This is a genomic window from Pseudomonas sp. MAG002Y, assembly GCF_019400845.1.
GTDB classification, from domain to species: Bacteria; Pseudomonadota; Gammaproteobacteria; order Pseudomonadales; family Pseudomonadaceae; genus Chryseomonas; species Chryseomonas luteola.
Genome location: NZ_WOEJ01000001.1, coordinates 163641 through 188383, shown reverse-complemented (window position 1 = coordinate 188383; position 24743 = coordinate 163641). Strand labels below are relative to the sequence as shown.

22 protein-coding genes are annotated in these 24743 nt (G+C 55.7%); 12 read left to right on the top strand and 10 right to left on the bottom strand.

Features of this window, described 5'->3' with window-relative positions; all coding sequences use genetic code 11:
• The first annotated feature begins 158 nt into the window (after positions 1-158).
• A complete protein-coding gene (garD, locus tag GM154_RS00925) occupies positions 159-1715 on the top strand; it encodes a galactarate dehydratase (protein WP_219650634.1) in 1557 nt (518 codons plus the stop codon).
• A 177-nt stretch (positions 1716-1892) separates the two neighbouring features.
• Here the strand turns inward: garD and GM154_RS00920 are convergent, their stop codons facing one another.
• The 4 genes from GM154_RS00920 to gatC all read right to left on the bottom strand — a co-directional run bounded on the left by GM154_RS00920 (position 1893) and on the right by gatC (position 5797).
• Positions 1893-2291, bottom strand: coding sequence for a septal ring lytic transglycosylase RlpA family protein (locus GM154_RS00920; protein ID WP_010797264.1), 399 nt, complete (start codon positions 2289-2291; stop codon positions 1893-1895).
• Between the two features lie 281 nt (positions 2292-2572).
• Entirely contained in the window at positions 2573-4018 is a 1446-nt protein-coding gene (gene gatB / locus GM154_RS00915) for an Asp-tRNA(Asn)/Glu-tRNA(Gln) amidotransferase subunit GatB (protein WP_219650633.1), read from the bottom strand.
• Positions 4019-4037: 19 nt separating this feature from the next.
• A complete protein-coding gene (gene gatA, locus GM154_RS00910) occupies positions 4038-5495 on the bottom strand; it encodes an Asp-tRNA(Asn)/Glu-tRNA(Gln) amidotransferase subunit GatA (RefSeq protein WP_219650632.1) in 1458 nt (485 codons plus the stop codon).
• Positions 5496-5509: 14 nt separating this feature from the next.
• Positions 5510-5797, bottom strand: coding sequence for an Asp-tRNA(Asn)/Glu-tRNA(Gln) amidotransferase subunit GatC (gene gatC / locus GM154_RS00905; RefSeq protein WP_010797267.1), 288 nt, complete (start codon positions 5795-5797; stop codon positions 5510-5512).
• Between the two features lie 227 nt (positions 5798-6024).
• On the opposite strand from gatC, the gene mreB reads away from it, so the two are divergent.
• From mreB to tldD, 8 genes are all read left to right on the top strand, one after another.
• Positions 6025-7062 (top strand): rod shape-determining protein MreB, encoded by a 1038-nt coding sequence (mreB, locus tag GM154_RS00900; RefSeq protein WP_010797268.1) that lies wholly within the window; start codon positions 6025-6027, stop codon positions 7060-7062.
• A 119-nt stretch (positions 7063-7181) separates the two neighbouring features.
• Positions 7182-8240, top strand: coding sequence for a rod shape-determining protein MreC (gene mreC / locus GM154_RS00895; RefSeq protein ID WP_233432213.1), 1059 nt, complete (start codon positions 7182-7184; stop codon positions 8238-8240).
• Complete coding sequence (gene mreD / locus GM154_RS00890; RefSeq protein ID WP_010797270.1) at positions 8240-8728, top strand: rod shape-determining protein MreD; 489 nt, start codon at positions 8240-8242, stop codon at positions 8726-8728. The genes mreC and mreD overlap by 1 nt, the downstream gene beginning before the upstream one ends.
• A gap of 50 nt (positions 8729-8778) precedes the next feature.
• Positions 8779-9375: a nucleoside triphosphate pyrophosphatase gene (locus GM154_RS00885; RefSeq protein ID WP_074827868.1), complete on the top strand. Its 597-nt coding sequence runs from the start codon at positions 8779-8781 to the stop codon at positions 9373-9375.
• Positions 9376-9443: 68 nt separating this feature from the next.
• Entirely contained in the window at positions 9444-10901 is a 1458-nt protein-coding gene (gene rng, locus GM154_RS00880) for a ribonuclease G (protein WP_010797272.1), read from the top strand.
• An 18-nt stretch (positions 10902-10919) separates the two neighbouring features.
• Positions 10920-14774: a YhdP family protein gene (locus GM154_RS00875; protein ID WP_219650631.1), complete on the top strand. Its 3855-nt coding sequence runs from the start codon at positions 10920-10922 to the stop codon at positions 14772-14774.
• A gap of 102 nt (positions 14775-14876) precedes the next feature.
• Positions 14877-15722 (top strand): carbon-nitrogen hydrolase family protein, encoded by an 846-nt coding sequence (locus GM154_RS00870; protein WP_219650629.1) that lies wholly within the window; start codon positions 14877-14879, stop codon positions 15720-15722.
• Between the two features lie 132 nt (positions 15723-15854).
• Positions 15855-17297 carry a metalloprotease TldD gene (gene tldD, locus GM154_RS00865; protein WP_219650627.1) on the top strand — a complete coding sequence of 481 codons (1443 nt, stop codon included), beginning with the start codon at positions 15855-15857 and terminating at the stop codon, positions 17295-17297.
• 21 nt (positions 17298-17318) lie between these two features.
• On the opposite strand, the gene yjgA is transcribed toward tldD, so the two are convergent.
• Positions 17319-17843 carry a ribosome biogenesis factor YjgA gene (yjgA, locus tag GM154_RS00860; protein WP_010797276.1) on the bottom strand — a complete coding sequence of 175 codons (525 nt, stop codon included), beginning with the start codon at positions 17841-17843 and terminating at the stop codon, positions 17319-17321.
• 92 nt (positions 17844-17935) lie between these two features.
• Between yjgA and pmbA the strand changes: the two genes are divergently transcribed.
• The 3 genes from pmbA to GM154_RS00845 all read left to right on the top strand — a co-directional run bounded on the left by pmbA (position 17936) and on the right by GM154_RS00845 (position 21148).
• Complete coding sequence (gene pmbA / locus GM154_RS00855) at positions 17936-19285, top strand: metalloprotease PmbA (protein ID WP_219650625.1); 1350 nt, start codon at positions 17936-17938, stop codon at positions 19283-19285.
• Between the two features lie 286 nt (positions 19286-19571).
• On the top strand, positions 19572-20183 hold the full coding sequence (locus GM154_RS00850) for a superoxide dismutase (RefSeq protein ID WP_219650624.1): 612 nt from the start codon (positions 19572-19574) through the stop codon (positions 20181-20183).
• Between the two features lie 83 nt (positions 20184-20266).
• Entirely contained in the window at positions 20267-21148 is an 882-nt protein-coding gene (locus GM154_RS00845) for a ZIP family metal transporter (RefSeq protein WP_256680626.1), read from the top strand.
• Positions 21149-21162: 14 nt separating this feature from the next.
• Here the strand turns inward: GM154_RS00845 and GM154_RS00840 are convergent, their stop codons facing one another.
• The 5 genes from GM154_RS00840 to GM154_RS00820 form a co-directional block, all read right to left on the bottom strand.
• Entirely contained in the window at positions 21163-21435 is a 273-nt protein-coding gene (locus GM154_RS00840; RefSeq protein ID WP_010797280.1) for an HPr family phosphocarrier protein, read from the bottom strand.
• Positions 21436-21456: 21 nt separating this feature from the next.
• Positions 21457-22320 carry an RNase adapter RapZ gene (gene rapZ / locus GM154_RS00835; protein WP_010797281.1) on the bottom strand — a complete coding sequence of 288 codons (864 nt, stop codon included), beginning with the start codon at positions 22318-22320 and terminating at the stop codon, positions 21457-21459.
• A 1-nt stretch (position 22321) separates the two neighbouring features.
• Positions 22322-22786: a PTS IIA-like nitrogen regulatory protein PtsN gene (gene ptsN / locus GM154_RS00830; protein WP_010797282.1), complete on the bottom strand. Its 465-nt coding sequence runs from the start codon at positions 22784-22786 to the stop codon at positions 22322-22324.
• A gap of 16 nt (positions 22787-22802) precedes the next feature.
• A complete protein-coding gene (hpf, locus tag GM154_RS00825) occupies positions 22803-23111 on the bottom strand; it encodes a ribosome hibernation-promoting factor, HPF/YfiA family (RefSeq protein WP_010797283.1) in 309 nt (102 codons plus the stop codon).
• A 123-nt stretch (positions 23112-23234) separates the two neighbouring features.
• Positions 23235-24731 (bottom strand): RNA polymerase factor sigma-54, encoded by a 1497-nt coding sequence (locus GM154_RS00820; RefSeq protein WP_074827893.1) that lies wholly within the window; start codon positions 24729-24731, stop codon positions 23235-23237.
• Between the last annotated feature and the right edge of the window lie 12 nt (positions 24732-24743).

The window sequence follows — 24743 nt, the reverse complement described above, 5'->3', positions numbered from 1 at the left end:
CGAAGCGTGGAGAAGCGTCCGCGTGTGTATAGGTGACTCACCGCGGAGGTATAGAGATGGATGAGTTGACCGCCGGTTTACGTTGAATAACAGAACGCGGGCAGAGCATCGCTCTGTTCGCATGCCTTAGCCTGAGTGAGTATAAGAAGGAGTGAGTCATGCAGTTGATTGAACACCAGGACTCGCCTCGTTACATCCGACTTCATGCTGACGATAACGTCGCAATCGTTGTAAACGAGCAAGGTGTTGCAGCCGGTGGCCAGTTTCCAGACGGTCTCGTGACCATTGAGGCCGTTCCGCAAAGTCACAAGGTAACGCTGGTCGATATCCCTGAAGGCGGTGCTGTTCTGCGCTATGGCACAGTGATCGGATATGCCCTGAAGCCCATTCCACGTGGCTCCTGGGTGAAGGAAGAGCTGCTCAGCCTGCCTTCGGCGCCCCCGCTGGACAACCTGCCGCTGGCAACTGATGTACCGCCTACCCAGCCTCCGCTGGAAGGTTTTACCTTTGAGGGTTTCAGAAACCCGGACGGTAGCGTAGGGACGCGTAATATCCTTGGTGTGACCACGACGGTTCAATGTGTGACCGGTGTGCTTGATCATTGCATCGAGCGTGCCCGCAAGGAGCTGCTGCCCAAGTATCCGTATGTGGATGATGTCATCGCATTGACTCACAGCTATGGTTGCGGTGTAGCGATCAACGCCCCCGATGCTGTCGTACCCATTCGTACGCTGCGTAACATCAGTCGTAATCCCAACCTCGGTGGCCAGGCGCTGGTGATCAGCCTGGGATGTGAAAAGCTTCAGGCCAGCCAGATCATGCCGGACGATGAATTGCCCTCTGGTATCGATGAAGAGGAATGGCTGTTCCGCCTCCAGGATTCCAATACCGGTTTCAGCGGTATGGTCGAGCAGATTCTTGGCATGATCGAGGATCGCCTGAAGGTACTCAATGAGCGCCGTCGTGAACCATGTCCGGCTTCCGATCTGGTGGTTGGGATGCAATGCGGCGGCAGTGACGCGTTTTCCGGGGTAACAGCCAATCCGGCATTGGGTGTTGCGGCTGACCTGCTAGTGCGTGCAGGAGCTACCGTGATGTTCTCGGAAAACACCGAGGTGCGCGACGGTATCCATCTGCTGACCTCGCGGGCGGCTACACCTGAAGTCGCCAAGGCCTTGGTTCGTGAAATGGATTGGTACGACCGCTATCTGGATCGCGGTATGGCAGATCGCAGTGCGAACACCACGCCCGGTAACAAGAAGGGTGGCCTGAACAACATTGTGGAAAAGGCCATGGGCTCGATTGCCAAGTCGGGCTCCAGTGCCATTGCAGGCGTCGTATCACCCGGTGAGCGCGTTAAGGGCAAAGGACTTTATTACTGCGCAACACCTGCCAGTGACTTTATCTGCGGTACGCTTCAACTGGCTGCCGGTATGAACCTGCACATCTTTACTACAGGTCGCGGAACGCCTTATGGTCTGGCCATGGTGCCTGTCATCAAGGTAGCAACACGCACCCAGCTGGCCGAGCGCTGGCCGGATCTGATCGACGTAGACGCCGGTCGGGTGACATCGGGCCGAATGACACTGGAAGAGTTGGGTTGGGAGATTTTTCATCTCTACCTAGATGTTGCCAGTGGCCGCAAAAAGACATGGGCTGAGCACCACAAGCTGCATAACGATCTGACACTGTTCAATCCGGCTCCAGTGACCTGATGGCTAAGTGAAGTACAAAACAGCGGAGCTTGGTGCTCCGCTGTTTTTTGCCTATCAGGATAAGCGCCTGGTTCGGGACAGCGAATTGAAAGGGCGTCCCTCATGCCAGGACGCTAGCTAGGGATAAGGCAAGCTGACCTCTCTGCTCCAACGCATTACTAGCCCCGTCTAGTCAAATCAGTCCAAGGCCCTGATCTGGACTTTCGCAACGCCATCAGAAATCAAGCCGATTGAACTGGCCGCATTGCGTGACAGATCAATAATCCGTCCACGTACGTGAGGGCCACGGTCATTGATGCGTACGACCGCACGCTTTCCGTTGCTCAGGTTGGTCACCTCGACTCGCGTGCCGAAGGGCAGCGTACGATGAGCGGCTGTCATCTCCGAAGGATTGTAGCGTTCTCCGCTGGCAGTGCGGCGTCCGGCATGGCGTTTGGCGTAGTAAGAAGCGAGGCCGGAGTCCTGGTAACCATGAACAGCAGCAGGTGACATGGGTGAAGAATAAGGCTCTCGGTTGGCACACCCGGCAAACAGTATGGTGAGCGATAGAAGAGCAATGCGTAGGCTCCATGACATATCGAAAGCTTCCTGGCGATTTGATATCAGATTGGCTATATGACTCTCTTGAGTTCAAGCCGTTTCGCTGTAATGACGTGCTGAAACACATTCCAGGACTAGTCCGACATTCAGCCCTGAAGATTGTATAAGCGTGCGTAATCTACAGGCGCAGGCCAAGTCCATCGCTCAGAAAGCTCGACTGCTTCGCATCGGTTGAAAAAGAAAAATGAAGAAAGAAGAAGTAGATTCGTGAGTGGCATAGCCATGACGCAAGGTTGCGTCATGGCTATCGGAGGAGGTTAACCTTCCAGCTTTTTCTTCAGCAATTCGTTGACTTGCTGAGGATTGGCCTTGCCTTTAGAGGCCTTCATCGCCTGGCCTACGAAGAAGCCAAACATTTTTCCGCGCTTGGCCTCATCACTGGCGCGGTACTGCTCGACCTGGGCGGTGTTGGCTGCCAGGACTTCATCCAGCATGGACTCAATAGCGCCGGTGTCGGTTACCTGCTTGAGCCCCTTCTTTTCAATGATCTCATCGGCAGAACCTTCGCCAGCGGCCATGGCTTCGAATACCATCTTGGCGATCTTGCCGGAAATGGTGTTGTCCTTGATACGCAGGATCATACCGCCCAAATGCTCAGCGGAAACCGGCGAGTCGGCGATATCCAGGTCCTGCTTGTTGAGCAGGCTGGAAAGCTCACCCATGACCCAGTTGGCGGCCAATTTGGCATCGCCGCTGACCTGTTGGACCTGCTCGAAATAATCGGCCATTTCACGGCTGGAGGAGAGGACCGTCGCGTCATACGTAGATAGGCCAAAGTCACGCTCGAAGCGCTCACGCTTCTGCTGCGGCAGCTCTGGCAGCAGGCTGCGGGTCTCTTCAAGGAAGCTTTCTTCGATCACCACGGGCAGCAGGTCGGGATCAGGGAAGTAGCGGTAGTCATTTGCCTCTTCCTTGCTGCGCATAGAGCGAGTCTGGTCTTTATTCGGGTCATACAGGCGGGTTTCCTGAACAACCTTGCCACCATCTTCGATGAGCTCGATCTGGCGCTGGACCTCGTAGTTGATCGCCTTCTCGATGAAGCGGAAGGAGTTGACGTTCTTGATCTCGGCGCGCGTCCCGAACTCGGCCTGGCCTTTCGGGCGAACCGAAACGTTACAGTCGCAACGCAGCGAGCCTTCATTCATGTTGCCATCACAAATGCCTAGGTAACGCACCAGTGCATGAATAGCCTTTACATAGGCGACGGCCTCCTTGGCGCTGCGGATATCCGGCTCGGAAACAATCTCCAGAAGCGGCGTGCCGGCGCGGTTCAGGTCGATGCCCGTCATGCCCTGGAAGTCCTCGTGCAGGCTCTTGCCGGCGTCTTCTTCCAAGTGTGCACGGGTGATGCCGATGCGCTTGACGGTACCGTCGTCCAACGTAATGTCCAGGTGGCCCTTGCCTACGATAGGCAATTCCATCTGGCTGATCTGATACCCTTTGGGCAGATCAGGGTAAAAGTAATTCTTGCGCGCAAAGACGTTGCGCTGGCCGATATGTGCATCGATCGCCAAGCCAAACTTGACTGCCATGCGCACCGCTTCCTGGTTCACTACTGGCAACACGCCCGGCATGCCTAGATCGATCAGGCTGGCCTGGGTATTGGGTTCGGCACCAAACGTGGTGGAGCTACCAGAAAATATTTTCGAGTTCGTGGAGAGCTGTGCATGGATTTCCAGCCCGATCACGGTTTCCCATTGCATGTGAGTCGTCCTCTGCCTTCTATTTCAGGAACCCAGTCGGGGCTTTCGTGTGCCAATCAGTCGCTTTTTGGAACTGGTGGGCAATATTGAGCAGGCGGCCTTCCTGGAAGTAGGGTGCCAGCAGTTGGACGCCAACGGGGAGGCCGTCGACAAAGCCGGCCGGCATGGAAAGACCTGGAACGCCGGCGAGGTTGGCGGTGATGGTGTAGATATCCATCAGGTACTCGGCGACCGGGTCGTTATTTTTCTCGCCCAGTTTCCACGCCACGCTGGGCGTCGTCGGGCCGAGAATGACATCAACGTCATTGAAGGCTGCTACGAAATCATTCTTGATCAGGCGGCGGATACGCTGGGCCTTCAAGTAGTAGGCATCGTAGTAACCGGCAGAAAGGGCATAGGTACCGACCATGATCCGACGGCGGACCTCATCACCAAAGCCTTCAGCACGCGAGCGCTTGTATAAGTCTGTAAGGTCTTTCGGATCTTCACAGCGGTAACCAAAGCGTACGCCGTCATAGCGAGACAGGTTGGAAGACGCTTCTGCTGGTGCGATGACATAGTAAGCCGGAATCGCATGCTGCATGTTTGGCAGGCTGATGTCCTTGACGGTCGCGCCCAGTTTCTTCAGCTCGTCAACAGCCTTGAGCGTGAGATCGGCAATGCGAGAATCCAGGCCTTCACCAAAGTATTCTTTCGGCAAGCCGATCCGCAACCCTGCAAGAGGCTTTTCCAGACTGGCCAGATAGTCATCGACCGGCTGGTCTACGCTGGTGGAATCCTTGGGGTCGAAGCCTGCCATTGCCTGCAGGAGCAGGGCGCAGTCTTCGGCATTGCGGGCCAGCATGCCGCCTTGGTCAAGACTGGACGCATAGGCAATCATGCCCCAGCGAGAGACGCGCCCATAGGTGGGCTTGAGGCCAGTCAGGTTGGTTAGTGCCGCAGGCTGACGGATCGAGCCGCCGGTATCGGTACCGGTTGCAGCCGGGACGAGGCGAGCCGCTACTGCCGCCGATGAGCCACCTGAAGAACCGCCTGGAATACGAGAGGTATCCCAGGGATTCTTGACCGGGCCGTAGTGGCTGGATTCGTTGGCCGAGCCCATCGCGAACTCGTCCATGTTCAGCTTGCCAAGGCTTACCACGCCGGCATCGGCCAGTTTCTGAACGACGGTAGCGTTATAGGGCGCGATGAAGTTGTCGAGCATCTTCGAACCACAGCTGGTGCGAATGCCCTGGGTGCAGAAGAGGTCTTTGTGTGCGATCGGTGCCCCTAGGAGCGCGCCGGTTTCGCCCGCTGATCGGCGCTGATCGGCGATTTTGGCCTGCTCAATGGCCTGTGTTTCTGTCACGGTGATAAAGCTGTTGAGCTGTGGATCAACCCGGGCGATGCGGTCCAGCAGGGTGCGAGTCAATTCCTCGGCAGAAAATTCCTTTGCCGATAGCGCACGGCTGATTTCGGCCAGGGTCAACGTATGCATAGGGGTGTCCTTCATTACTCAATCACCTTGGGTACCAGGAACAGGCCGTTTTCGACCGCCGGGGCGATAGTCTGGTAGGCGTCACGCTGATTGGTTTCGGTGACTTCGTCGGGTCGCAGGCGTTGTACGGCTTCCAGCGGATGCGCCAGGGGTTCGACGTTATCGGTATTGACGGCCTGCATGCGATCAATCAGGCCGAGGATGTCATTCAACGTCCCGGTGGTCCGTTCAATATCGGCATCGTTAAGGCCTAGTCTGGCCAGGTGAGCGATCTTTTCGACGTCGGAGCGTTCGAGCGCCATCGGATTCTCCAGCAATATCGGGGCTTGACCATGGCGAAAGTCATAAATCGAGAGATTTGCACGGTAGGCGGTCAAGCACCGCGTTAAGAAAGGCCTAAAAGGGCCGCAGAAACGAGCAATCTAGCACATCACCGCCTTGCTCAAAATCCCTGCCGTTGTTAGAGTCTGCCGCAATTTTTCCCACGCGTTTCATCTGCGTGCCTGACGCCACCGCCTAGGGTCACTTCATGTTCAAAAAGTTGCGTGGCATGTTTTCCAGCGATCTGTCGATCGACCTGGGTACAGCCAATACCCTCATTTATGTCCGGGATCGCGGTATTGTCCTTGACGAGCCATCCGTTGTTGCCATTCGTACGCATGGCAATCAGAAGAGTGTAGTTGCCGTCGGTACCGACGCCAAACGCATGCTGGGTCGTACGCCTGGCAATATTTCTGCGATCCGACCGATGAAGGATGGTGTGATTGCAGACTTCAGCGTTTGTGAAAAAATGTTGCAGTACTTCATCAACAAAGTTCACGAGAACAGCTTTCTCCAGCCAAGTCCCCGTGTACTGATCTGCGTACCGTGCAAGTCCACCCAAGTCGAGCGCCGTGCCATTCGCGAATCGGCTCTGGGCGCTGGCGCCCGTGAAGTCTTCCTGATTGAAGAGCCGATGGCAGCTGCCATTGGCGCAGGTCTTCCGGTTGAAGAAGCGCGTGGTTCGATGGTAGTGGACATCGGTGGCGGCACCAGCGAGATCGCCTTGATCTCCCTGAACGGTGTTGTCTATGCCGAGTCCGTACGCGTAGGCGGTGACCGCTTCGATGAAGCGATCGTGACCTATGTCCGCCGCAACTACGGCAGCCTGATCGGTGAATCTACTGCCGAGCGCATCAAGCAGGAAATCGGTACAGCCTACCCGGGCGGTGACCTGCGTGAAATCGACGTCCGCGGCCGCAATCTGGCTGAAGGCGTACCGCGCAGCTTTACGTTGAACTCCAACGAAGTGCTGGAAGCCCTGCAGGAATCGCTGGCAACCATCGTCCAGGCGGTCAAGAGCTGTCTGGAGCAGTCCCCGCCGGAGTTGGCTTCGGATATTGCCGAGCGCGGTCTGGTCCTGACCGGTGGTGGTGCTCTGCTACGTGATCTGGACAAGCTTCTGGCGCAGGAAACCGGCCTGCCGGTGATCGTGGCGGAAGATCCTCTGACGTGTGTTGCCCGCGGTGGCGGCAAGGCGTTGGAGATGATGGACCGTCACGCTATGGATCTTCTTTCCACCGAATAAGTCGCATGCATGAATATCAGGGCCTGCATGGCGGGCCTTGATGTTGTCATGATTGACGCTTCGAGGACGAGACCATCAAGCGTATATTTTCCAAGGGTCCTTCGCTTGGCGTCCGTCTGCTGGCTCTGGCTGTTCTGTCTGTCAGCCTGATGGTGGTAGATGCCCGCTTCGATTATCTGAAGCCGGTGCGCAGCGAAATGGGCCTGGTGCTTACACCATTCTATTGGGCAGCCGATCTCCCGGTTCGTGCCTGGCAAGCCGTGCGCGATCAGTTTTCCAGCCGTACTGAGATCATGGCTGAAAACGAGCGCCTCAAGGCTGAAGCGCTGCTTATGCAGCGTCGCCTGCAAAAGCTGGCGGCCTTGACCGAGCAAAACGTACGCCTTCGGGAATTGCTCAATTCTGCCGCCCTGGTGGACGACAAGGTGCTGGTCAGCGAGCTGATCGGCGTCGATCCGAATCCGTTTACTCACCGTATCCTGATCGACAAAGGCGCGAAGGATGGGGTCTTTATCGGCCAGCCGGTGTTAGACGCCAGTGGGTTGATGGGGCAGGTGGTCGAAGTCATGCCCTATGCCGCCCGTGTCCTGCTGTTGACGGACGTCACCCATAGCATTCCTGTTCAGGTCAACCGCAATGGTTTGCGTGCTATCGCCATGGGAACTGGTAACCCTGAGCGTCTTGAACTGCGCCATGTGGCCGATACCGCCGATATCAAGGAAGGCGATCTACTGGTCAGCTCTGGTTTGGGGCAGCGGTTTCCTGCGGGGTACCCGGTCGCAACCGTGACCGAAGTAGTGCATGACTCAGGGCAACCGTTTGCCATTGTGCGAGCTGTACCCACTGCCAAGCTGAACCGCAGTCGCTATGTGCTATTGGTCTTCAGTGATCCACGTACACCTGAGGAACGGGCCTACGATGCTGCCCGGGCCCAGGAAGAAGCGGATCGCAAAGTGTCCCAGGAGCAGCAGGGAACAACGCCAGCGGCAACCTCGCCCGCCCAGGTTAATAATCCCGCTCAGCCAGCCAGTGGTAATAACAAGACACCGGCGACCAACGCGGCGGCTCCGGCTGCTCAGTCGGCTAAACCCCAGACTCAGCCCGCGAAGCCTGCCGCCAAGCCGCAGGCCAGCCAGGCCCCGGCTGCCTCGACACAACGCGCCCAGGAGGCCCGTTAATGGCCTTTCGGATCGGCCATAACGGCTGGGTTATCTGGCTGACATTGTTGGTGGGGCTGTTGCTTTCGGTTGCGCCAATGCCGGACTTCATGGAAATCGGGCGGCCCTTATGGCTGTCCATGTTCTTGACGTTCTGGACGTTGGCGCTGCCTCACCGGGTAGGCCTGAGTACGGCCTGGGTTTTCGGATTAGCAGAGGACGTGCTGTACGGAAATCTGCTTGGCCAGAATGCCCTGATTCTGAGTCTGGTAGTTTTTCTGGTGCAATCATTACAACAGCGGCTTCGCGTCTTTCCCATTTGGCAGCAGGGCTTTGTGCTGCTGGTCGTCTATGGCATCTCGCAGCTGGTTCAGCTCTGGCTGAACACGTTGACGGGTAATCGTCCACCCACCCTGGTATTTCTTGCACCCTCCCTGGTCAGCGCCTTGCTCTGGCCTTGGGTATATCTGGTGCTACGTGATTTGCGAACGCGTTTCAATGTAAGTTGACGTGGCGTCGGCGGCTGATCTGCTGACGTGAGCGTTTCAAGGAGCCTTCTATGCCACGTCTGTATCTTGCTTCCGGATCTCCACGCCGTCGTGAGTTGCTTGAGCAAATCGGTGTGCCGTTCGAACGTCTTTCGGCCGAAATTGATGAGGCCGTGCTGCCTGGCGAGACGGCAGATGCCTATGTCGAACGTCTTGCCAGAAGCAAGGCACAGGCAGGTCTGGCACTTTTGTCTGGTGACACGGTTGATTGCGTCCTGGGAGCCGACACTAGCGTCGTGTTGGATGGGCATATTCTGGGCAAGCCGGAAAGCCGCGAGCATGGCATGGACATGTTGGTTCGCTTGAGCGGCAAGACGCATACCGTTCTGACCGCAGTTGCCGTAGCCAGTAAAAATCTGTGCCTGGCGCGCGTCGTGTCGAGCGAAGTAACGTTCAGGCCTATCAGTGAAGACGAGCGTCAAGCCTATTGGGCAAGCGGTGAGCCGGCCGACAAGGCAGGCGGTTACGGAATCCAGGGGCTAGGCGCTGTCTTTGTTCAACATATAGCGGGAAGCTATAGCAGCATCGTCGGACTCCCCCTTTGTGAAACAGCGGAGCTGTTATCAACGTTTGGCATACCATGCTGGCAGCCCAATGTACCTCGTTGAAAAGGTTAATACCCTAGATAGCGCCGATACCGATAAGCTGCAAGACACCTCGAATAATGGATAAGTCTATGAGCGAAGAAATCTTGATCAACATCACCCCGATGGAGTCTCGGGTGGCGGTTGTTGAAAACGGCGTTCTGCAAGAGGTTCATATCGAACGCACGATGCGCCGGGGCATTGTAGGCAATCTGTATCAAGGCAAGGTTGTCAGAGTCCTGCCTGGGATGCAGGCGGCCTTTGTGGATATTGGGCTGGCCAGGGCCGCCTTTATTCATGCTGCCGAGATTTCTACCCGCGAGGGCAGTGCTGTCGAAAGCATCAGTGCCCTGGTTCATGAGGGGCAAAGTCTGGTCGTTCAGGTCACGAAGGATCCGATCGGAACCAAGGGGGCGCGCCTGACGACGCACCTTTCAATTCCCTCACGCTATCTGGTGTACATGCCCAAGACCAATCATGTGGGCATCTCGCTGAAAATCGAGGATGAAGCCGAGCGTGAACGGCTCAAGAACATCGTTGAAAAGTGCATCGCCAACGAGTGTATCGAGGAAGCCGGTGGCTTTATTCTTCGTACGGCGGCGGAGGGCGCGCGTGAAGATGAAATCAAGGCGGATATCCGCTACTTGCGGCGGCTGTGGGCTCAGATTCATTCTCAGATGAACAAGGTGCCTGCGCCTACGACCATCTATGAAGACCTTGACCTTCCATTGCGTACCTTGCGGGATCTGGTCAGTCCGCGTAGCGAAAAGATTCGTGTGGACTCGCGGGAAAATTTCCAGCGAATTGGTCAGTTCGTGTCCGAGCTGATGCCTGAAGTATCTGATCGCCTGGAGCATTATCCTGGCGAGCGTCCAATTTTCGACTTGTATGGCGTCGAGGATGAAATCCAGAAGGCGCTTGAGCGAAAGGTCATGCTCAAGTCGGGCGGGTATCTGATCATCGATCAGACCGAGGCGATGACTACGATAGACGTGAATACAGGTGCATTCGTAGGGCACCGTAACCTGGAAGAGACGATCTTCAAGACCAATCTTGAGGCAGCTACGGCAATCGCCCGGCAGTTACGGCTGCGAAACCTGGGCGGCATCATCATTATCGATTTCATCGATATGGAAGATGAAGAACATCAGCGCCAAGTGCTTCGCAATCTGGAGAAGCAGCTGGAGCGCGATCACGCCAAAACCAACATCATTGGTATTACTGAGCTTGGTCTCGTCCAGATGACTCGCAAGCGCACACGTGAGAGCCTGTCGCAGGTCCTGTGTGAGCCTTGTCCGGCGTGCCAGGGACGTAGCATGCTGCGGACGGCTGAAACTATCTGCTACGAAATCTTCCGTGAAATTTTGCGCGAAGCACGCGCTTACCAGGCAAACTCCTATCTCGTGTTGGCCAATCAGAAGGTGGTAGACCGTCTTCTTGATGAGGAGTCAGGCAATGTAGCGGACCTGGAAGCTTTTATCGGTCGAACGATCAAGTTTCAAGTCGAACCTATGTACTCCCAGGAGCAATATGATGTTGTACTGCTGTAAGCCGCTGAGTTTAGGCTGATGGCAGGGTTGGGCCGCTTCATCGGAACACTCCTGCGCCTTGGTTTCGGTCTGTGTGCTCTGATCCTGATCTTGCTGGCGCTTTATGTCAGCGTAGGGCGCCAACTCATGCCGGGCGTTGCCGAGTATAGAGCCGACGTTGAGGTGCGCTTGAGCAGTGCCTTGAAGCAACCTGTGCGCCTGGGCGCCTTAAAGGGAGGCTGGCAAGGACTCAATCCTGTCATTGACCTGCAGGACCTGGAACTGGGTGAGGGCAGCCAACCTCTGCATCTGGAGCGAATCAGGGTTGTGCCGAATATGTTCCAGAGCCTCCTGCACTGGCAGCCCATACTGAGTTATGCCAGCCTCGACGGTGTACGACTCGAGCTGCTGGAAGAAGCGGATGGGCGCTGGCGTATCGCAGGACTGCCCCAGCGTGATGATGAGCAGAAGCCTTTTGATCCCGCACCGCTTCTCAAGTGGCTGCCCTCGCTTGGGCGACTATCAGTACTCAATGGGCAGCTCAGCGTTTTATCCCATGAAGGAAAAGTGTTTACGCTGCGCTATGTCGAGGCAACGCTGTCTACGAGACGTAACGGCGACGTCCGCCTCGATGCGCGTTTGAATCTACCTGACGGGCAGCCCTTGGCCTTGGACGTCCAGGGGCAGGTCGATTCGGCGCATTGGCAGGACAGCCGATTCAAGAGCTATTTGAGTCTGCCCCAGACGGACTGGGCACAGTGGGTGCCACGTACTCTGACGCGGCAGTGGCGGCTGCATGAGTTACATGCAGGAGGAGAGGTCTGGCTTGACTGGGCTCATGGAGTGCCTCAAGACGCAGCCTTGCGACTCAATGCGGCTCGGCTGGTGGCTTCGTATGGTACCCGTGCGCCTGCTGGTCTTGATGACCTCGCCCTGAACCTTGCATTTACCCGCGAGAAAAACGGCTGGCGAGCCATCGGTTCTGATCTTGCGGTAAGCCTTGGGGAGAAGCGCTGGAGTGGTGTGACATTAGCGGTTCAGCGCAATGATGCAGCGGATCGCTGGCAGGTACGTGCCGACCGGCTCGATCTGGCACCATTGACGGCCGCCGTCCAGGCACTTGCGCCTTTACCTGAAAATGTGGCGTCAGCGGTATCGGCACTTAGTCCGCATGGTGCGCTACGTAACATCTCGCTGGACTACCAACCCCAGAAAAGTCTTGCTGATCGTCTGGCGTTTGCAGCCAACCTGGAGAAGGTAGGGTTCTCGGCTTATCACGGTGCGCCGGCTGTCGAGAATGCCAGTGGTAGTGCAACTGGCGGACTGCAGCATGGCGAATTGCGGCTGGATACCACCAACTTCTCGCTGCATCTGGCCACCCTGTTTCCTGAACCGTGGCAGTACCGTACAGCCAAAGCGCGCTTGAATTGGTCTTTAAGCGATGACAGCTTTACCTTGTCGAGTCCGTTGATGCGCGTCTCGGGTGAAGAGGGTGATGCCGCCGGTGACATGTTCATCCGGCTGGCGCGCAAGCCAGGCATTGAAAGCTACATGGACCTGCGTGTTGGGCTGCGCAATGGTGATGCGCGCTATACCGCCAAGTATCTGCCTACCCGGACACCTGCGATGAGTGGCCCTCTGGCTGATTGGCTCAAGACTGCGATCAAGGGTGGCCATATCGATGAAGGTATTTACCAGTATCAGGGTTCCCTGATGCACGATGCACCGCCGGGTGCACGTACCATGAGCCTTTTTTTTCGCGTCCACGACGCATTGCTTGCCTACCAGCCGGGTTGGCCAGAGTTGCGTGAGGCCAGCGGCGATATAGTCATTGAAGATGATGCCGTTCGCATTCAGGTACCGGAGGGGCGAATCCTGGATACCCAGGTCAGCAAGGCAAATGTCACCATCCCGCTGCGACATGATGGCAGTACGGTCCATCTGTATCTGAAAAGTGACTTGGACAGTAGTGTAAAGGACGGGCTCACGATCTTGCAGGAGACGCCGTTACCGACAGCCGAGACATTCAAGGGATGGCGGGGGGAAGGGGCTCTAAAGGGTAAGCTTGACCTGGATTTGCCTTTTGATCATGGGCTACCGCCCAAGGTGATTGTAGATTTCGTGGCTAATGGGGCCCGGTTACAGCTGGCAAATCCCATGCTCGATGTCACCAATATCCGCGGTGCGTTTCGCTATGACACGACACGAGGCTTGAGCGCACCGGATATCAAGGCGCAGGTATTGGGTAGTCAGGCCCACGGCAAGGCGTTCGCCGAAGGGAACCAGACCGATCCCAAGACCCGCCTCGTGGCTGAGGGCAAGGTAGCGTTCAGTCAGCTTACCCAATGGCTGGGTGTTGGAGGCCGGCCCTTGCCAGTGTCAGGCGATATTCCGTATCGCATGAGCCTGACCCTGGCAAACGAGGCCAGCGAAATCGTAGTAGCCTCGAATCTTCAAGGGGTAGCTATTGATCTGCCAGCACCGTTTGGCAAGGATCCGCAGACCGCCCATGACGGTTTTTTCAGTATGACACTCAATGGGCCCGAGCGTCGTTATGAGGCGACATATCAAGGCTTGGCGGATGCCGTTATCGTCGCACCGCCGGATCGCTTGACCGAGGCCCGTGGTGAGGTTGTTCTGGGAAATGGCACAGCCAATCTCCCGAGCGGTCAGGGAGTCCGTGTTCGTGGCGTCCTGGATCGTCTCGTGCTGAGTGAATGGCAGGTCGCTATCGAAAAGTACGTTACGCCTGGTAAGGAACCGGCTACGCGCTCCGGTGGTGGGCCTGCCTCGCCCGACTCCATGCTCTCAATACTTGCGGGCGGGCAGCTCAAGGTAGTGCATTTCGAAGGTTTCGGTCAGACCGTCGAAAACCTCGCTGTTCAGCTGGAACCACAAAGTAATGTCTGGGTGCTTACGCTCGATAGCTCGGTCATTGCCGGCCAGGTACGGTTGCCGGAAGACCGCAAGGTACCCATTACGCTTGCGCTCAAACACTTGGACTTTCCCAGTCATGCTGCTCCGGCAGGGGGCGCCAAGCCCGTCGAAAGTCCTGATCCCCTGGCGAATATCGACCCGCATGGCCTGCCGGCAATGGACGTATCGATTGATACCCTTTCGCTGGGCGGTGAGCCTGTTGGCGCACAGCGACTCAGGATCCGGCCAACGACGGCAGGAGTGCGCTTTTCAGACCTGAACCTCTATCTGAAGGGGCTGAAGGTCGAAGGTACGATGGATTGGGAGGGGTTGCCGGGCACTACGCGTACACGGTATAGCGGTCGTCTCTCGGGTGACAACGTTGCCGATGTATTGCTGGCCTGGAAGTTTGCATCCAGTGTGACCAGTCGCGAGTTTCGTCTTGATGCCAACGTCAGCTGGCCTGGATCGCCAGCCTGGGCGGGGCTGAATCGTCTGTCCGGCACACTGGATGCCAGCCTGCGTAACGGACAGTTGCGTCAGGTTGAAGGCTCTGCATCAGCGCTCCGGGTGTTTGGCCTGCTCAATTTCGAGGCCATACGGCGGCGTCTGCGGCTGGACTTTTCCGATATTTTTGGCCGCGGCCTGAGTTACGACACGATTAGCGGGTTACTGGAGGCGCAAAACGGTGTTTTTCTAACCCGGAAACCCATCATTCTGGATGGTCCTTCTACCGATATGCAGATGCAGGGGACGCTGGACCTGGCTCATGATCAGGTCGATGCCCATTTGCAGGTTGGATTGCCCTTGACCAACTCGCTGCCTATCGCGGCATTGATTGCAGGAGCACCTGCCATAGGCGGAGCCCTGTTCATTGTGGATCGCTTGATTGGTGACAGGGTAACCCGCATGGCCAGTGTGAACTATCACATCCACGGGCCCTGGCAAAATCCACAGATGACACTGGGCAAGAAGTGAACCCTGCGCAAAGAAATGCGACTGTTCTGCCATGACAGAAGAAGTCGGTTGAGCGTAAGCGGATCCTCTGCGTAGCATAGACAAGTCAATACGAGGTGGGCTATGACGTTTGCGGTAATCCAGATGGTCAGCCAAGACGACATAGAGGCCAATCTTGCTACGGCATACCGCCTGCTTGAGCAGGCGGCCAAGGCTGGAGCACAGCTGGCGGTCCTGCCCGAGAATTTCGTTGCGATCGGTCACTCCAATCCAGCCATGATCGGCCAGGCAGAGGCGCTAGGAGCAGGGCCAATCCTGCCTTGGTTAAGCTGTTCTGCTCGTGCATTGGGGCTCTGGATTGTCGCCGGGACATTACCGCTTCCTCCGGATGATCAGCCATATGCCAAGCCAAGGGCGTGCTGCCTGTTGATCAATGATCAAGGGGAGCGAGTAGCTCGTTATGACAAGCTGCATCTCTTCAATGCCCGTGTAGATGATCGGCAGGGTAGCTATAGAGAGGGTGATCACTATGCGGAAGGCCAGGATATCGTAGTGGCGGATACCCCTGTAGGGCGGCTTGGCTTGACGGTTTGCTATGACTTGCGTTTCCCTGAGTTGTACACCTCTCTACGTGAGGCCGGTGCCGAGTTGATTGCTGCGCCTTCGGCATTCACGGCTGTTACGGGAAAGGCTCATTGGGATATCTTGATACGTGCCCGGGCTATCGAAACGCAATGTTATATTCTGGCCGCTGCGCAGGGAGGTCTGCATCCACGAGGTCGGGAAACCTGGGGCCACTCCGCTATTATCGATTCTTGGGGGCGCGTCCTTGAAGAGTCGCCTACAGGGGAAGCTGTCATGATTGGACGGCGTGATATTGGCCAGCAACAAGCATTACGCGAACGGATGCCGATTGCTCAGCATCGTCGCTTTGGTTTTGCAACATCGCCCTTGCCAAGCCACGAATGACCACAATCGACTTGATTGGGCATTTCCATTAAGCACAACGCGCAAGACGCGCTAAGGTCAATAAAGAAGATCTGTGTTGTTTCAACGTGTTGTGCACGCCTTGCATAAGACCTTTCGGCTATTGGAGTAAGCATGAGCCAATACCTGACTTCTGTCAGTCAACATCTTCTCAATCCAGGTGGGCTTGAAATCGACAGCCTGCCAGTGGTTCTTCATCAACTGGCGGGACCAGGAATCGACGCCGCCGATCTGTATTTCCAAAGCATGATTTCCGAGTCTTGGCTGCTTGAGGACGGCATCGTCAAGGAAGGCGGCTTTCATATGGACCAAGGCGTTGGTGTCCGTGCTCAATCAGGTGAAAAGACCGGGTTTGCCTACAGTAACGCCATCACGCTGGATGCCTTGAGCCAGGCTGCCCAGGCTGCACGTTCCATCTCGCGCAGTGGGGATAAAGGCAAGGTTCAGGTATTTAGCCACATCGAGCCGGTACGGCTTTACCCCGAAGAAAACCCACTGGATGTCTTGAGCCGTGCGGAGAAAGTCGAGCTGCTCAAAAATATTGACGTAGCCACGCGGGCTCTGGATCCCCGTATCCAACAGGTTACGGTCAGCCTTTCCGGTGTCTGGGAGCAGGTGCTTGTCGCCGCCAACGATGGAACGCTGGCGGCGGATGTACGTCCTCTGGTGCGCTTCAATGTCAACGTGGTCGTCGAACAGAATGGTCGCCGGGAACGTGGCAATAACGGCGGTGGCGGACGCACGGATTATCGTTACTTCCTGCGTGAAGACCGTGCCATGAGCTACGCGCGTGAAGCGGTGCGGCAGGCCTTGGTAAATCTGGAGGCTGTTGCCGCTCCAGCGGGTACGCTACCGGTTGTGTTGGGCTCGGGATGGTCTGGCGTCCTGTTGCACGAAGCTGTAGGTCATGGCCTGGAAGGTGATTTCAACCGCAAGGGCAGTTCGGCTTATAGCGGACGTATGAACGAGCGTGTAGCTTCATCGCTATGCACCATTGTCGATGATGGCACTCTCCCTGATCGCCGTGGTTCGGTATCGGTCGATGATGAAGGCACGCCAGGTGCCTACAACGTACTTATCGAGAATGGAATCCTCAAGGGATACATGCAGGACAAGCTCAATGCCCGGCTTATGGGAGTGGCACGTACCGGCAACGGGCGCCGTGAATCCTATGCGCACCTGCCCATGCCTCGCATGACCAACACCTATATGTTGGCGGGTGAAAGCGACCCGGCAGAAATCATCGCCTCGGTCGAGCATGGCCTGTATTGCGCCAGCCTGGGGGGCGGTCAGGTCGATATCACCAGCGGTAAATTCGTCTTCACAACCAATGAGGCTTACCTGATCGAGAACGGCAAGGTGACCCGGCCGGTGAAGGGCGCCACGCTGATCGGGAACGGTCCGGAAGTCATGACTCAGGTATCGATGGTTGGCAATGACCTGTCGCTGGACAACGGTGTTGGCACGTGCGGGAAGGAAGGCCAGTCAGTTCCGGTTGGCGTAGGCCAGCCAACTCTGAAAATTGATGCCATCACGGTAGGAGGAACGGGTGCCTGACAGGCAGGCAAGGGCCGCGTATTAACGCAGGCCCCGCTTGGTATCATCCAGTTCACGGATGTACTTGAACAATTTACGTGCCGCTGACGGCGGCTTGTTATGCGCCTGCTCGTGTTGGGCGTGACGGATCAACTGGCGCAGGTGCTGGCGGTCAGCGTCCGGGTAGTCTTCGACAAAAGCCTGCAGGACCTCGTCGCTACCACCCAGCAGGCGATCCCGCCAGCGTTCAAGGGCGTGAAAGCGCTCGTTGTACTGGCGGGTCGAGGAATCGACTTGTTCGATCATGGCCATGATCGCATCAAGATCCTGATCGCGCATCAGTTTGCCCAGGTACTGGGTATGTCGCTTCCGGGCGACGTTGGCTTTGTGCTTGGGAGCCTCGGCCAAAGCGCGGCGCAAAGGCTCGGTCAAGGGGAGGCGGTCAAGCAGATCAGGGCTCATCCCGGCGAGGCGCGCGCCAAGGTCCTGCAGGGCATGCAATTCGCGCTTGATCTGCGATTTGCTCTTCTCTCCGGAGAAGGAGTCGTCGTCAAGAAAATCAGACATGAGGGTGGTCCATAACTAAAGGTCGCCATCATAACGAGTTGAAGGTCGGTTGTCCGGTCCGCCGGGCTGCCAACGCTGTATAGGAGAGAAGCATGAATCAATCCGTGGAAGCTGTCGGCCCGGCTGCCTTACCTGCCTTGCGTGAACAGGTCGAGCACATTTTGGCGGAGGCGCGTCAGCAGGGTGCCACTGCTTGTGAGGTCTCGGTATCTATTGAGCAGGGGTTATCTACAACCGTTCGCAAAGGCGAGGTTGAAACGGTTGAGTTCAATCGTGATGAGGGCTTCGGTATTACCTTGTACGTCGGGCACCGCAAGGGCTCGGCCAGTACGTCCGCAACGGGCGAAAATGCTATCCGTGAGACCGTGGCTGCGGCTCTTGCCATTGCCCAGCACGCTTCCGAAGACGAATATTCAGGCTTGGCCGATCCGGAAAAAATGGCCAAGAGCCTACCTGACCTGGACCTGTTCCATCCCTGGAGCATTACGCCTGACGAGGCGATCGAGAAAGCGCTTATTTGCGAGTCAGCGGCCTTTGCAGCCAATCCCAAAATCACCAATGCTGATGGGACAAGCCTCAACACTCATCAGGGTTGCCGTATCTATGGCAACAGCCATGGCTTTATCGGTGGGTATGCCAGCAGTCGACATAGCCTGAGCTGCGTCATGATTGCGGAAAGTAATGGCCATATGCAGCGCGATTATTTTTACGACGTCAATCGTGTGGCTGAAGAGCTGATGGACCCTGTCTATATTGGTCAGCGCGCAGCAGAACGGGCGGTGAGTCGCTTGGGGGCTCGTCCGGTTCCGACGGCCCAGGTTCCTGTGCTGTTTGCGCCTGAACTGGCCTCAGGATTGTTCAGTAATTTCCTGGCCGCTATTTCTGGCAGCAACCTCTATCGGAAGACGACCTTCCTGGAAGGCGCAATGGGGCAGCAGCTCTTCCCTGAGTGGTTATCCATTGATGAACGACCGCTAATCCCTAGGGCGTTGGGCAGTGCATCGTTCGACAATGAAGGACTGGCGACCTATGCCAAGCCCTTTATCGATAAAGGTGAGTTGGTTTCCTATTTGTTGGGCACCTATTCCGCCCGCAAGCTGGGGATGCAAAGTACAGCCAATGCCGGAGGCGTGCATAACCTGTTTGTCAGTCACGGCAGTGATGACCAGGCGGCCCTGATCCGTCGCATGGGCAAAGGACTTCTTGTAACCGAACTCATGGGGCAGGGGGTCAATCTGGTAACGGGCGACTATTCACGGGGCGCTGCCGGTTATTGGGTCGAAAACGGCGAAATACAGTTTCCGGTGCAGGAAGTCACTATTGCGGGGCGTCTTCAGGATATGTTTCGCAACATCGTTGCGATCGGTTCGGATGTAGATCGTCGCGGTGGTATTCGAACCGGATCGGTGCTGATTGAGTCCATGACTCTGGCCGGACGTTGATTCAAGCTTTTGCGCCTGCTAATCAAACTACTGTAGGCAGGCGTAAAACGTCGCTTTCGTTTGTCGAATCTGTTAGATATGTTATTGATAAAGAATCTCATTTCTTATGAAGTCTGGTTTTATGGGGTGACAGGTCTTTAATTCTGGCCAGTTAACCCATAGCTAATAACTTTCAGCGTCAAGCCTCACTGGCGCGCTTCACTCAGCAGTAAACACGTGAACGTTCGAGCAACACGGGTCTGCCCTTAGGCAGACGATAGTTATCCTCACATCAGGAGACGACATCATGCCTCATACGCTTCCAGCTTTACCCTATGCCTACGATGCACTGGAACCTCACATCGATGCGCAGACAATGGAAATTCACCATACCAAGCATCATCAGACCTACATCAATAATCTGAATGCTGCGCTCGAGGGGACCGGCCTTGAGTCCCTGCCGGTAGAAGAACTGCTGACTCAACTGGACAAGCTGCCTCAAGATAAGCGTGGTGTGGTAGTAAACAACGGCGGCGGACATGCCAACCACTCTCTGTTCTGGACTGTTATGACTCCGCAAGGCGGTGGTAACCCGGAAGGTGAATTGGCTCAGGCGATCGATTCCCAGCTGGGCGGTATGGACTCATTCAAAGAAGCCTTTACCAAGGCTGCGGTGTCTCGCTTTGGCAGTGGCTGGGCATGGTTGAGCGTGACGCCTGAAAAGAAACTGGTTGTTGAAAGTACACTCAACCAGGACAGCCCCATCATGAATGGCAATACGCCTATTCTGGGCCTGGACGTATGGGAGCACGCATACTACCTGCGTTATCAGAACCGTCGTCCGGAATACATTGGTGCCTTTTACAATGTAGTCAATTGGCCTGAAGTTGCTCGTCGCTATCAGGCAGCAATGGCCTAACGGGGTACAAGCGTCGTGATCTTCGCGGTGTAAGAGGTTCTTGCACCGCGTCCTCTGATCTTTTTTTTCGCCTCAGTAGGCCTATGCGTTCGATACAGACGTTTTTATCAAGTTATCTCGGATTGGCGTTGTGTATCGTCTTGCTGTTTATTGGGGGCACTCTTCTTCAGTTCGAAGCCTTACAGGCGCTATTTCAAAGACCTTCCATGCAAAGCGCAGTGAAAGACGGCATGCTCTGTGCGCTAGGCACTGCGCTCGGTGCGCTCCCTGTACTTGCCGTTTCTCGTATTTCTGAGCGTCTGTCCAATATCATGTTGGGCTTTGGTGCAGGCGTCATGCTTGCGGCTACTGCCTTTTCTCTTTTATTGCCTGCATTGGATGCAGGGGGCTCGCTAGGGTATTCCAAGTGGGGCAGTGGAGCGGTAGTCAGCTGTGGAATCATGCTAGGCGTTCTTGGCATGCTAGGGTTGGAACGTGTCATGCCGGAGCAGGAGTTAGAGCAGCGTGATTCTATTTCCGCCGTAGAGCCGCGAATCCTACTGTTCGTTGCAGCCATTATTCTTCATAACATTCCCGAAGGCATGGCTGTCGGTGTAGCCGCAGGTGGTGCTGTTGAAGGGGCAGAGAGCCTGGCGCTTGGAATCGCCCTGCAGGACTTTCCGGAAGGGATGGTGATTGCGCTGGTGTTAGCTGGAGCGGGTGTAAACCGGTATAAAGCGGTGGGCATTGGCGCAGCCTCAGGGCTGGTTGAGCCGCTTTTCGCAGTCATTAGTGCCTGGCTGGTTAATTTCAGTCAGATGATGCTGCCCTGGGGGCTGTCGCTGGCAGCAGGTGCCATGCTGTTTGCCGTAACCCACGAAGTCATTCCTGAGGCGCACCTTAAAAAGGGTCACCGCAGTGCTGCCACCGTAGGGCTCGGCATTGGTTTTTGTCTGATGATGGTAATGGATACCGCGTTAGGGTAGAGGAGCGTAGGCGATCATTCGCCTTCGTCGAACCGGTTGTTGATCAGTTCAATCAATGCTTGCAAGGCTTCTTCGCTCTGTTCGCCTTCTGTTGCCAAGTGAAGCATCGTGCCTTTGCCAGCAGCCAGCATCATGACAGACATGATGCTTTTCCCATCGATTGTGCTTTCAGGGCTTCTACCGACTCTGACTTCGCACGGAAAGCGCCCAGCCACACCGACGAACTTGGCCGCTGCGCGTGCATGCAGCCCTAGCTTATTGATGATGGTGATTTCTTGGGCGGGCATTACGTTGAGTGTCCTTAATCGCTATTGTCCAGGTAGGTCGCGGTGGCGAATCTGGACTTTTTTCAGTTTTGATTTGAGAGCTGTTCCCAGTCGCTGGGCAATGTAAACCGAGCGGTGGTGACCTCCCGTACAGCCAATCGCAATTGTTACATAAGAGCGATTGTTGGCGGCAAAATTGGGCAGCCATTTAGAAAGGTAATTATAGATGTCTTGGTAGAGCTCTTCGACCTCGGTTTGCTCCTCCAGATACTCGATCACGGGTTGATCCAGACCTGAAAGCTCCCTGAGCTCTGCTTTCCAATAGGGATTGGGCAGGAAGCGGATGTCGAAGACCATATCTGCATCAACCGGCAAGCCCCGTTTGAAACCGAACGACTCGATCAGAAACGCAGTGCCAGGCTCAGGTGCATTGAGCAAGCGTAGCTTGATCATATCCTTGAGCTGATAAAGATTCAGATGAGTGGTGTCGATCTTCAGGTCAGCCAGATCGGCAATAGGCATCAGCAGCTGACGTTCATCCTCGATGGCTTCAGCCAGAGAACGATACTCGCTTGTAAGCGGATGACGACGGCGGGTTTCCGAGAATCGTTTGAGCAGTGTCTGATCATCTGCATCCAGATACAGCACATCGCAACGGATATGGCGTGATCTGACTTGCTCAAGCAGCTCGGGAAAGCGTTGTAGCTGGCTGGGCAAGTTGCGGGCGTCGATAGACAGGGCTATCTGAGACTGAGCCCCTTCGGATTCAGTCAGAGCACGCTCGGACAGGTCTGGTAAAAGACCGGCAGGTAGATTATCGATGCAATAAAAGCCGTTGTCTTCCAGCACATCTAGTGCTGTGCTTTTGCCAGATCCGGAGCGTCCACTGACGATAATCAGATGCATGTTAATGACCGCTTTGGGCGTCGATAACTATTTGATAGAGCCCATTGCTAGTAGTTGCATGGCGCAGTCGATCGCGGATTTCAGCCTTATCCAGCATGGCTGCAATCTGGCGCAACAACTCCAGATGCTGCTCGGTAGCGGCTTCGGGTACCAGCAGGACGAAAATAAGGTCTACTGGCGCTCCGTCGAGTGAGTCGAAGTCCACCGGCGTTTGCAGGTGGCACAGCACACTAATAGGTTCCTTGGAGCCACTCAGGCGGCAGTGAGGAATAGCTATTCCGTTGCCGAAACCGGTCGACCCTAACTTTTCTCGGGCCATGAGGCTTTCGAAAATTGAGTGAGCGTCTTGCCCTGGCAAGTCAGTCGCAGCAATTTCAGAAATCTGCTGAAGCACGCTTTCTTTACTGACCCCTGGCACGCTCACGTGTGAGCGGCCAGGGGTCAGAATGGTTTCTAATCGAATCATAGGGTGATGTTAAGTCTCAACGGACGCCCAACCCTTGCTGCCTCTCGAGCTGTTTCTCTTTGTGTTTGATCAACTGGCGGTCGAGTTTATCGGTGAGAAGGTCGATGGCAGCGTACATGTCTTCATGTTCGGCATTTGCAACGACAGACGCACCTGCAACATGCAAGGTGGCTTCAACTTTCTGTTTCAGTTTATCGACCTGCATGATTACCTGAGCACTGGTAATGCGATCGAAGTGGCGTTCAAGTCGGGCGAGCTTTTCTCCAACGTAGCTGCGAAGGGAGTCGGTAACATCCAGTTGATGCCCACTGATGTTGACTTGCATACCGCGTTCTCCTTATTGCCGTGGTGTAACAGGCAGGCATTAGGCCTGCCGAAGAAACACTGTTGAGCGATAAGCGCCTCTTTCCCCCGCGCTCGCAGTCCGCTCGTGGCGAGCCGCCTAAGTCTAGACCAGCCTTTTCCGTTCACTCGATGGAGCAATGCCCAGCGACTCACGGTATTTGGCTACAGTCCGACGCGCGACCTGTATGCCTTGTGACTCCAGTAAACCAGCGATCTTGCTGTCGCTCAATGGCTTTTTTGCATTTTCGGCGGCAACAAGTTTTTTGATGATGGCGCGAATGGCGGTTGACGAGCATTCACCGCCCTCGGCTGTGCTTACATGACTGGAGAAGAAGTATTTCAATTCGTATATGCCACGAGGCGTGTGCATATACTTTTGGGTAGTCACACGAGAAATTGTAGACTCGTGCATGCCAACCGCCTCGGCAATATCGTGAAGTACGAGTGGCTTCATGGCTTCTTCTCCATACTCTAGAAAGCCACGCTGATGCTCGACGATTTGCGTCGCAACCTTCATCAGGGTCTCGTTACGGCTCTGCAGACTCTTGATGAACCAGCGAGCTTCCTGCAACTGGTTACGCATGAAAGTGTTATCTGCACTGCTGTCGGCACGTTTCACGAAACCGGCATATTGTGAGTTTACGCGTAGCCGCGGCACCGCCTCCTGGTTCAGCTCAACCAGCCAACGGTCATTGTGTTTGCGCACGATGACATCAGGAACCACGTACTCGGCTTCACCTGATTCGATCTGGGAGCCTGGTCGGGGGTGCAGGCTTTGAATCAGCTCGATTACGTCGCGTAACTCATCTTCCTTGATCTTCATGCGGCGCATGAGCTGGCTGTAATCACGGCTGCCTAGGACGTCCAGATAATCTGTGACCAAGCGCTTGGCTTCCGCCAGCCGTGGTGTTTTGCCTGGAAGCTGATTGAGTTGCAGCAGCAGGCATTCCTTGAGATTACGTGCGCCTACGCCTGCCGGTTCGAACTGTTGAACACGGCGTAAAACTACTTCGACTTCATCAATCTCTACCTCAAGCTCAGGATCTAGCGAGGCGTGTATGTCTTCGAGTGATTCTTCGAGGTAGCCATCATTATTGATGCCGTCGATGATCGACATGGCGACCATGCGATCCACGTCCGACATCGGGGCCAGATTCAGTTGCCAGAGAAGATGGCTCTGCAGACTTTCACCTGTCGATGTTCTGGATGTGAAATCCCATTCATCGTCGTCAGAGCTCGGAAGGCTGCTCGCGCTTGTCTGATAGATATCTTCCCAGGCGGTATCGACGGGAAGCTCATTGGGGATACGGTCACTCCATTCGGACTCGTCCGACTCAGAGGTCTCTATCGAGGGAGCCGTATCCTTGAACGTAACCTCCTGGCTACCAGGATTCGATAGCTCCTCGCCATCGGCAAGCGGGTCGCTGTGATCAAAATCATCGCCTTCTTCTTGCCGCTCGAGCATGGGGTTGGATTCCAGGGCTTCCTGAATTTCCTGCTGGAGATCAAGCGTCGAAAGTTGAAGCAATCGAATGGCCTGTTGCAGCTGAGGAGTCATGGTCAGCTGCTGGCCCATCTTTAAAACTAACGATGGTTTCATGGCTGCGGGCTT

Excerpts from the sequence above, each read along its gene's own strand:
- GM154_RS00850 (WP_219650624.1), top strand. The coding sequence starts at position 19,572 with ATGCCTCATACGCTTCCAGCTTTACCCTATGCCTACGATGCACTGGAA.
- GM154_RS00845 (WP_256680626.1), top strand. The coding sequence starts at position 20,267 with ATGCGTTCGATACAGACGTTTTTATCAAGTTATCTCGGATTGGCGTTG.
- rapZ (WP_010797281.1), bottom strand. The coding sequence starts at position 22,320 with ATGCATCTGATTATCGTCAGTGGACGCTCCGGATCTGGCAAAAGCACA.
- gatC (WP_010797267.1), bottom strand. The coding sequence starts at position 5,797 with ATGGCGCTCGAACGCTCCGACGTCGAAAAGATCGCTCACCTGGCCAGA.
- garD (WP_219650634.1), top strand. The coding sequence starts at position 159 with ATGCAGTTGATTGAACACCAGGACTCGCCTCGTTACATCCGACTTCAT.
- GM154_RS00920 (WP_010797264.1), bottom strand. The coding sequence starts at position 2,291 with ATGTCATGGAGCCTACGCATTGCTCTTCTATCGCTCACCATACTGTTT.
- GM154_RS00820 (WP_074827893.1), bottom strand. The coding sequence starts at position 24,731 with ATGAAACCATCGTTAGTTTTAAAGATGGGCCAGCAGCTGACCATGACT.
- GM154_RS00870 (WP_219650629.1), top strand. The coding sequence starts at position 14,877 with ATGACGTTTGCGGTAATCCAGATGGTCAGCCAAGACGACATAGAGGCC.
- mreD (WP_010797270.1), top strand. The coding sequence starts at position 8,240 with ATGGCCTTTCGGATCGGCCATAACGGCTGGGTTATCTGGCTGACATTG.
- gatB (WP_219650633.1), bottom strand. The coding sequence starts at position 4,018 with ATGCAATGGGAAACCGTGATCGGGCTGGAAATCCATGCACAGCTCTCC.
- ptsN (WP_010797282.1), bottom strand. The coding sequence starts at position 22,786 with ATGATTCGATTAGAAACCATTCTGACCCCTGGCCGCTCACACGTGAGC.
- yjgA (WP_010797276.1), bottom strand. The coding sequence starts at position 17,843 with ATGTCTGATTTTCTTGACGACGACTCCTTCTCCGGAGAGAAGAGCAAA.
- mreB (WP_010797268.1), top strand. The coding sequence starts at position 6,025 with ATGTTCAAAAAGTTGCGTGGCATGTTTTCCAGCGATCTGTCGATCGAC.
- tldD (WP_219650627.1), top strand. The coding sequence starts at position 15,855 with ATGAGCCAATACCTGACTTCTGTCAGTCAACATCTTCTCAATCCAGGT.
- GM154_RS00840 (WP_010797280.1), bottom strand. The coding sequence starts at position 21,435 with ATGCCCGCCCAAGAAATCACCATCATCAATAAGCTAGGGCTGCATGCA.
- GM154_RS00885 (WP_074827868.1), top strand. The coding sequence starts at position 8,779 with ATGCCACGTCTGTATCTTGCTTCCGGATCTCCACGCCGTCGTGAGTTG.
- GM154_RS00875 (WP_219650631.1), top strand. The coding sequence starts at position 10,920 with ATGGCAGGGTTGGGCCGCTTCATCGGAACACTCCTGCGCCTTGGTTTC.
- hpf (WP_010797283.1), bottom strand. The coding sequence starts at position 23,111 with ATGCAAGTCAACATCAGTGGGCATCAACTGGATGTTACCGACTCCCTT.
- rng (WP_010797272.1), top strand. The coding sequence starts at position 9,444 with ATGAGCGAAGAAATCTTGATCAACATCACCCCGATGGAGTCTCGGGTG.
- pmbA (WP_219650625.1), top strand. The coding sequence starts at position 17,936 with ATGAATCAATCCGTGGAAGCTGTCGGCCCGGCTGCCTTACCTGCCTTG.
- gatA (WP_219650632.1), bottom strand. The coding sequence starts at position 5,495 with ATGCATACGTTGACCCTGGCCGAAATCAGCCGTGCGCTATCGGCAAAG.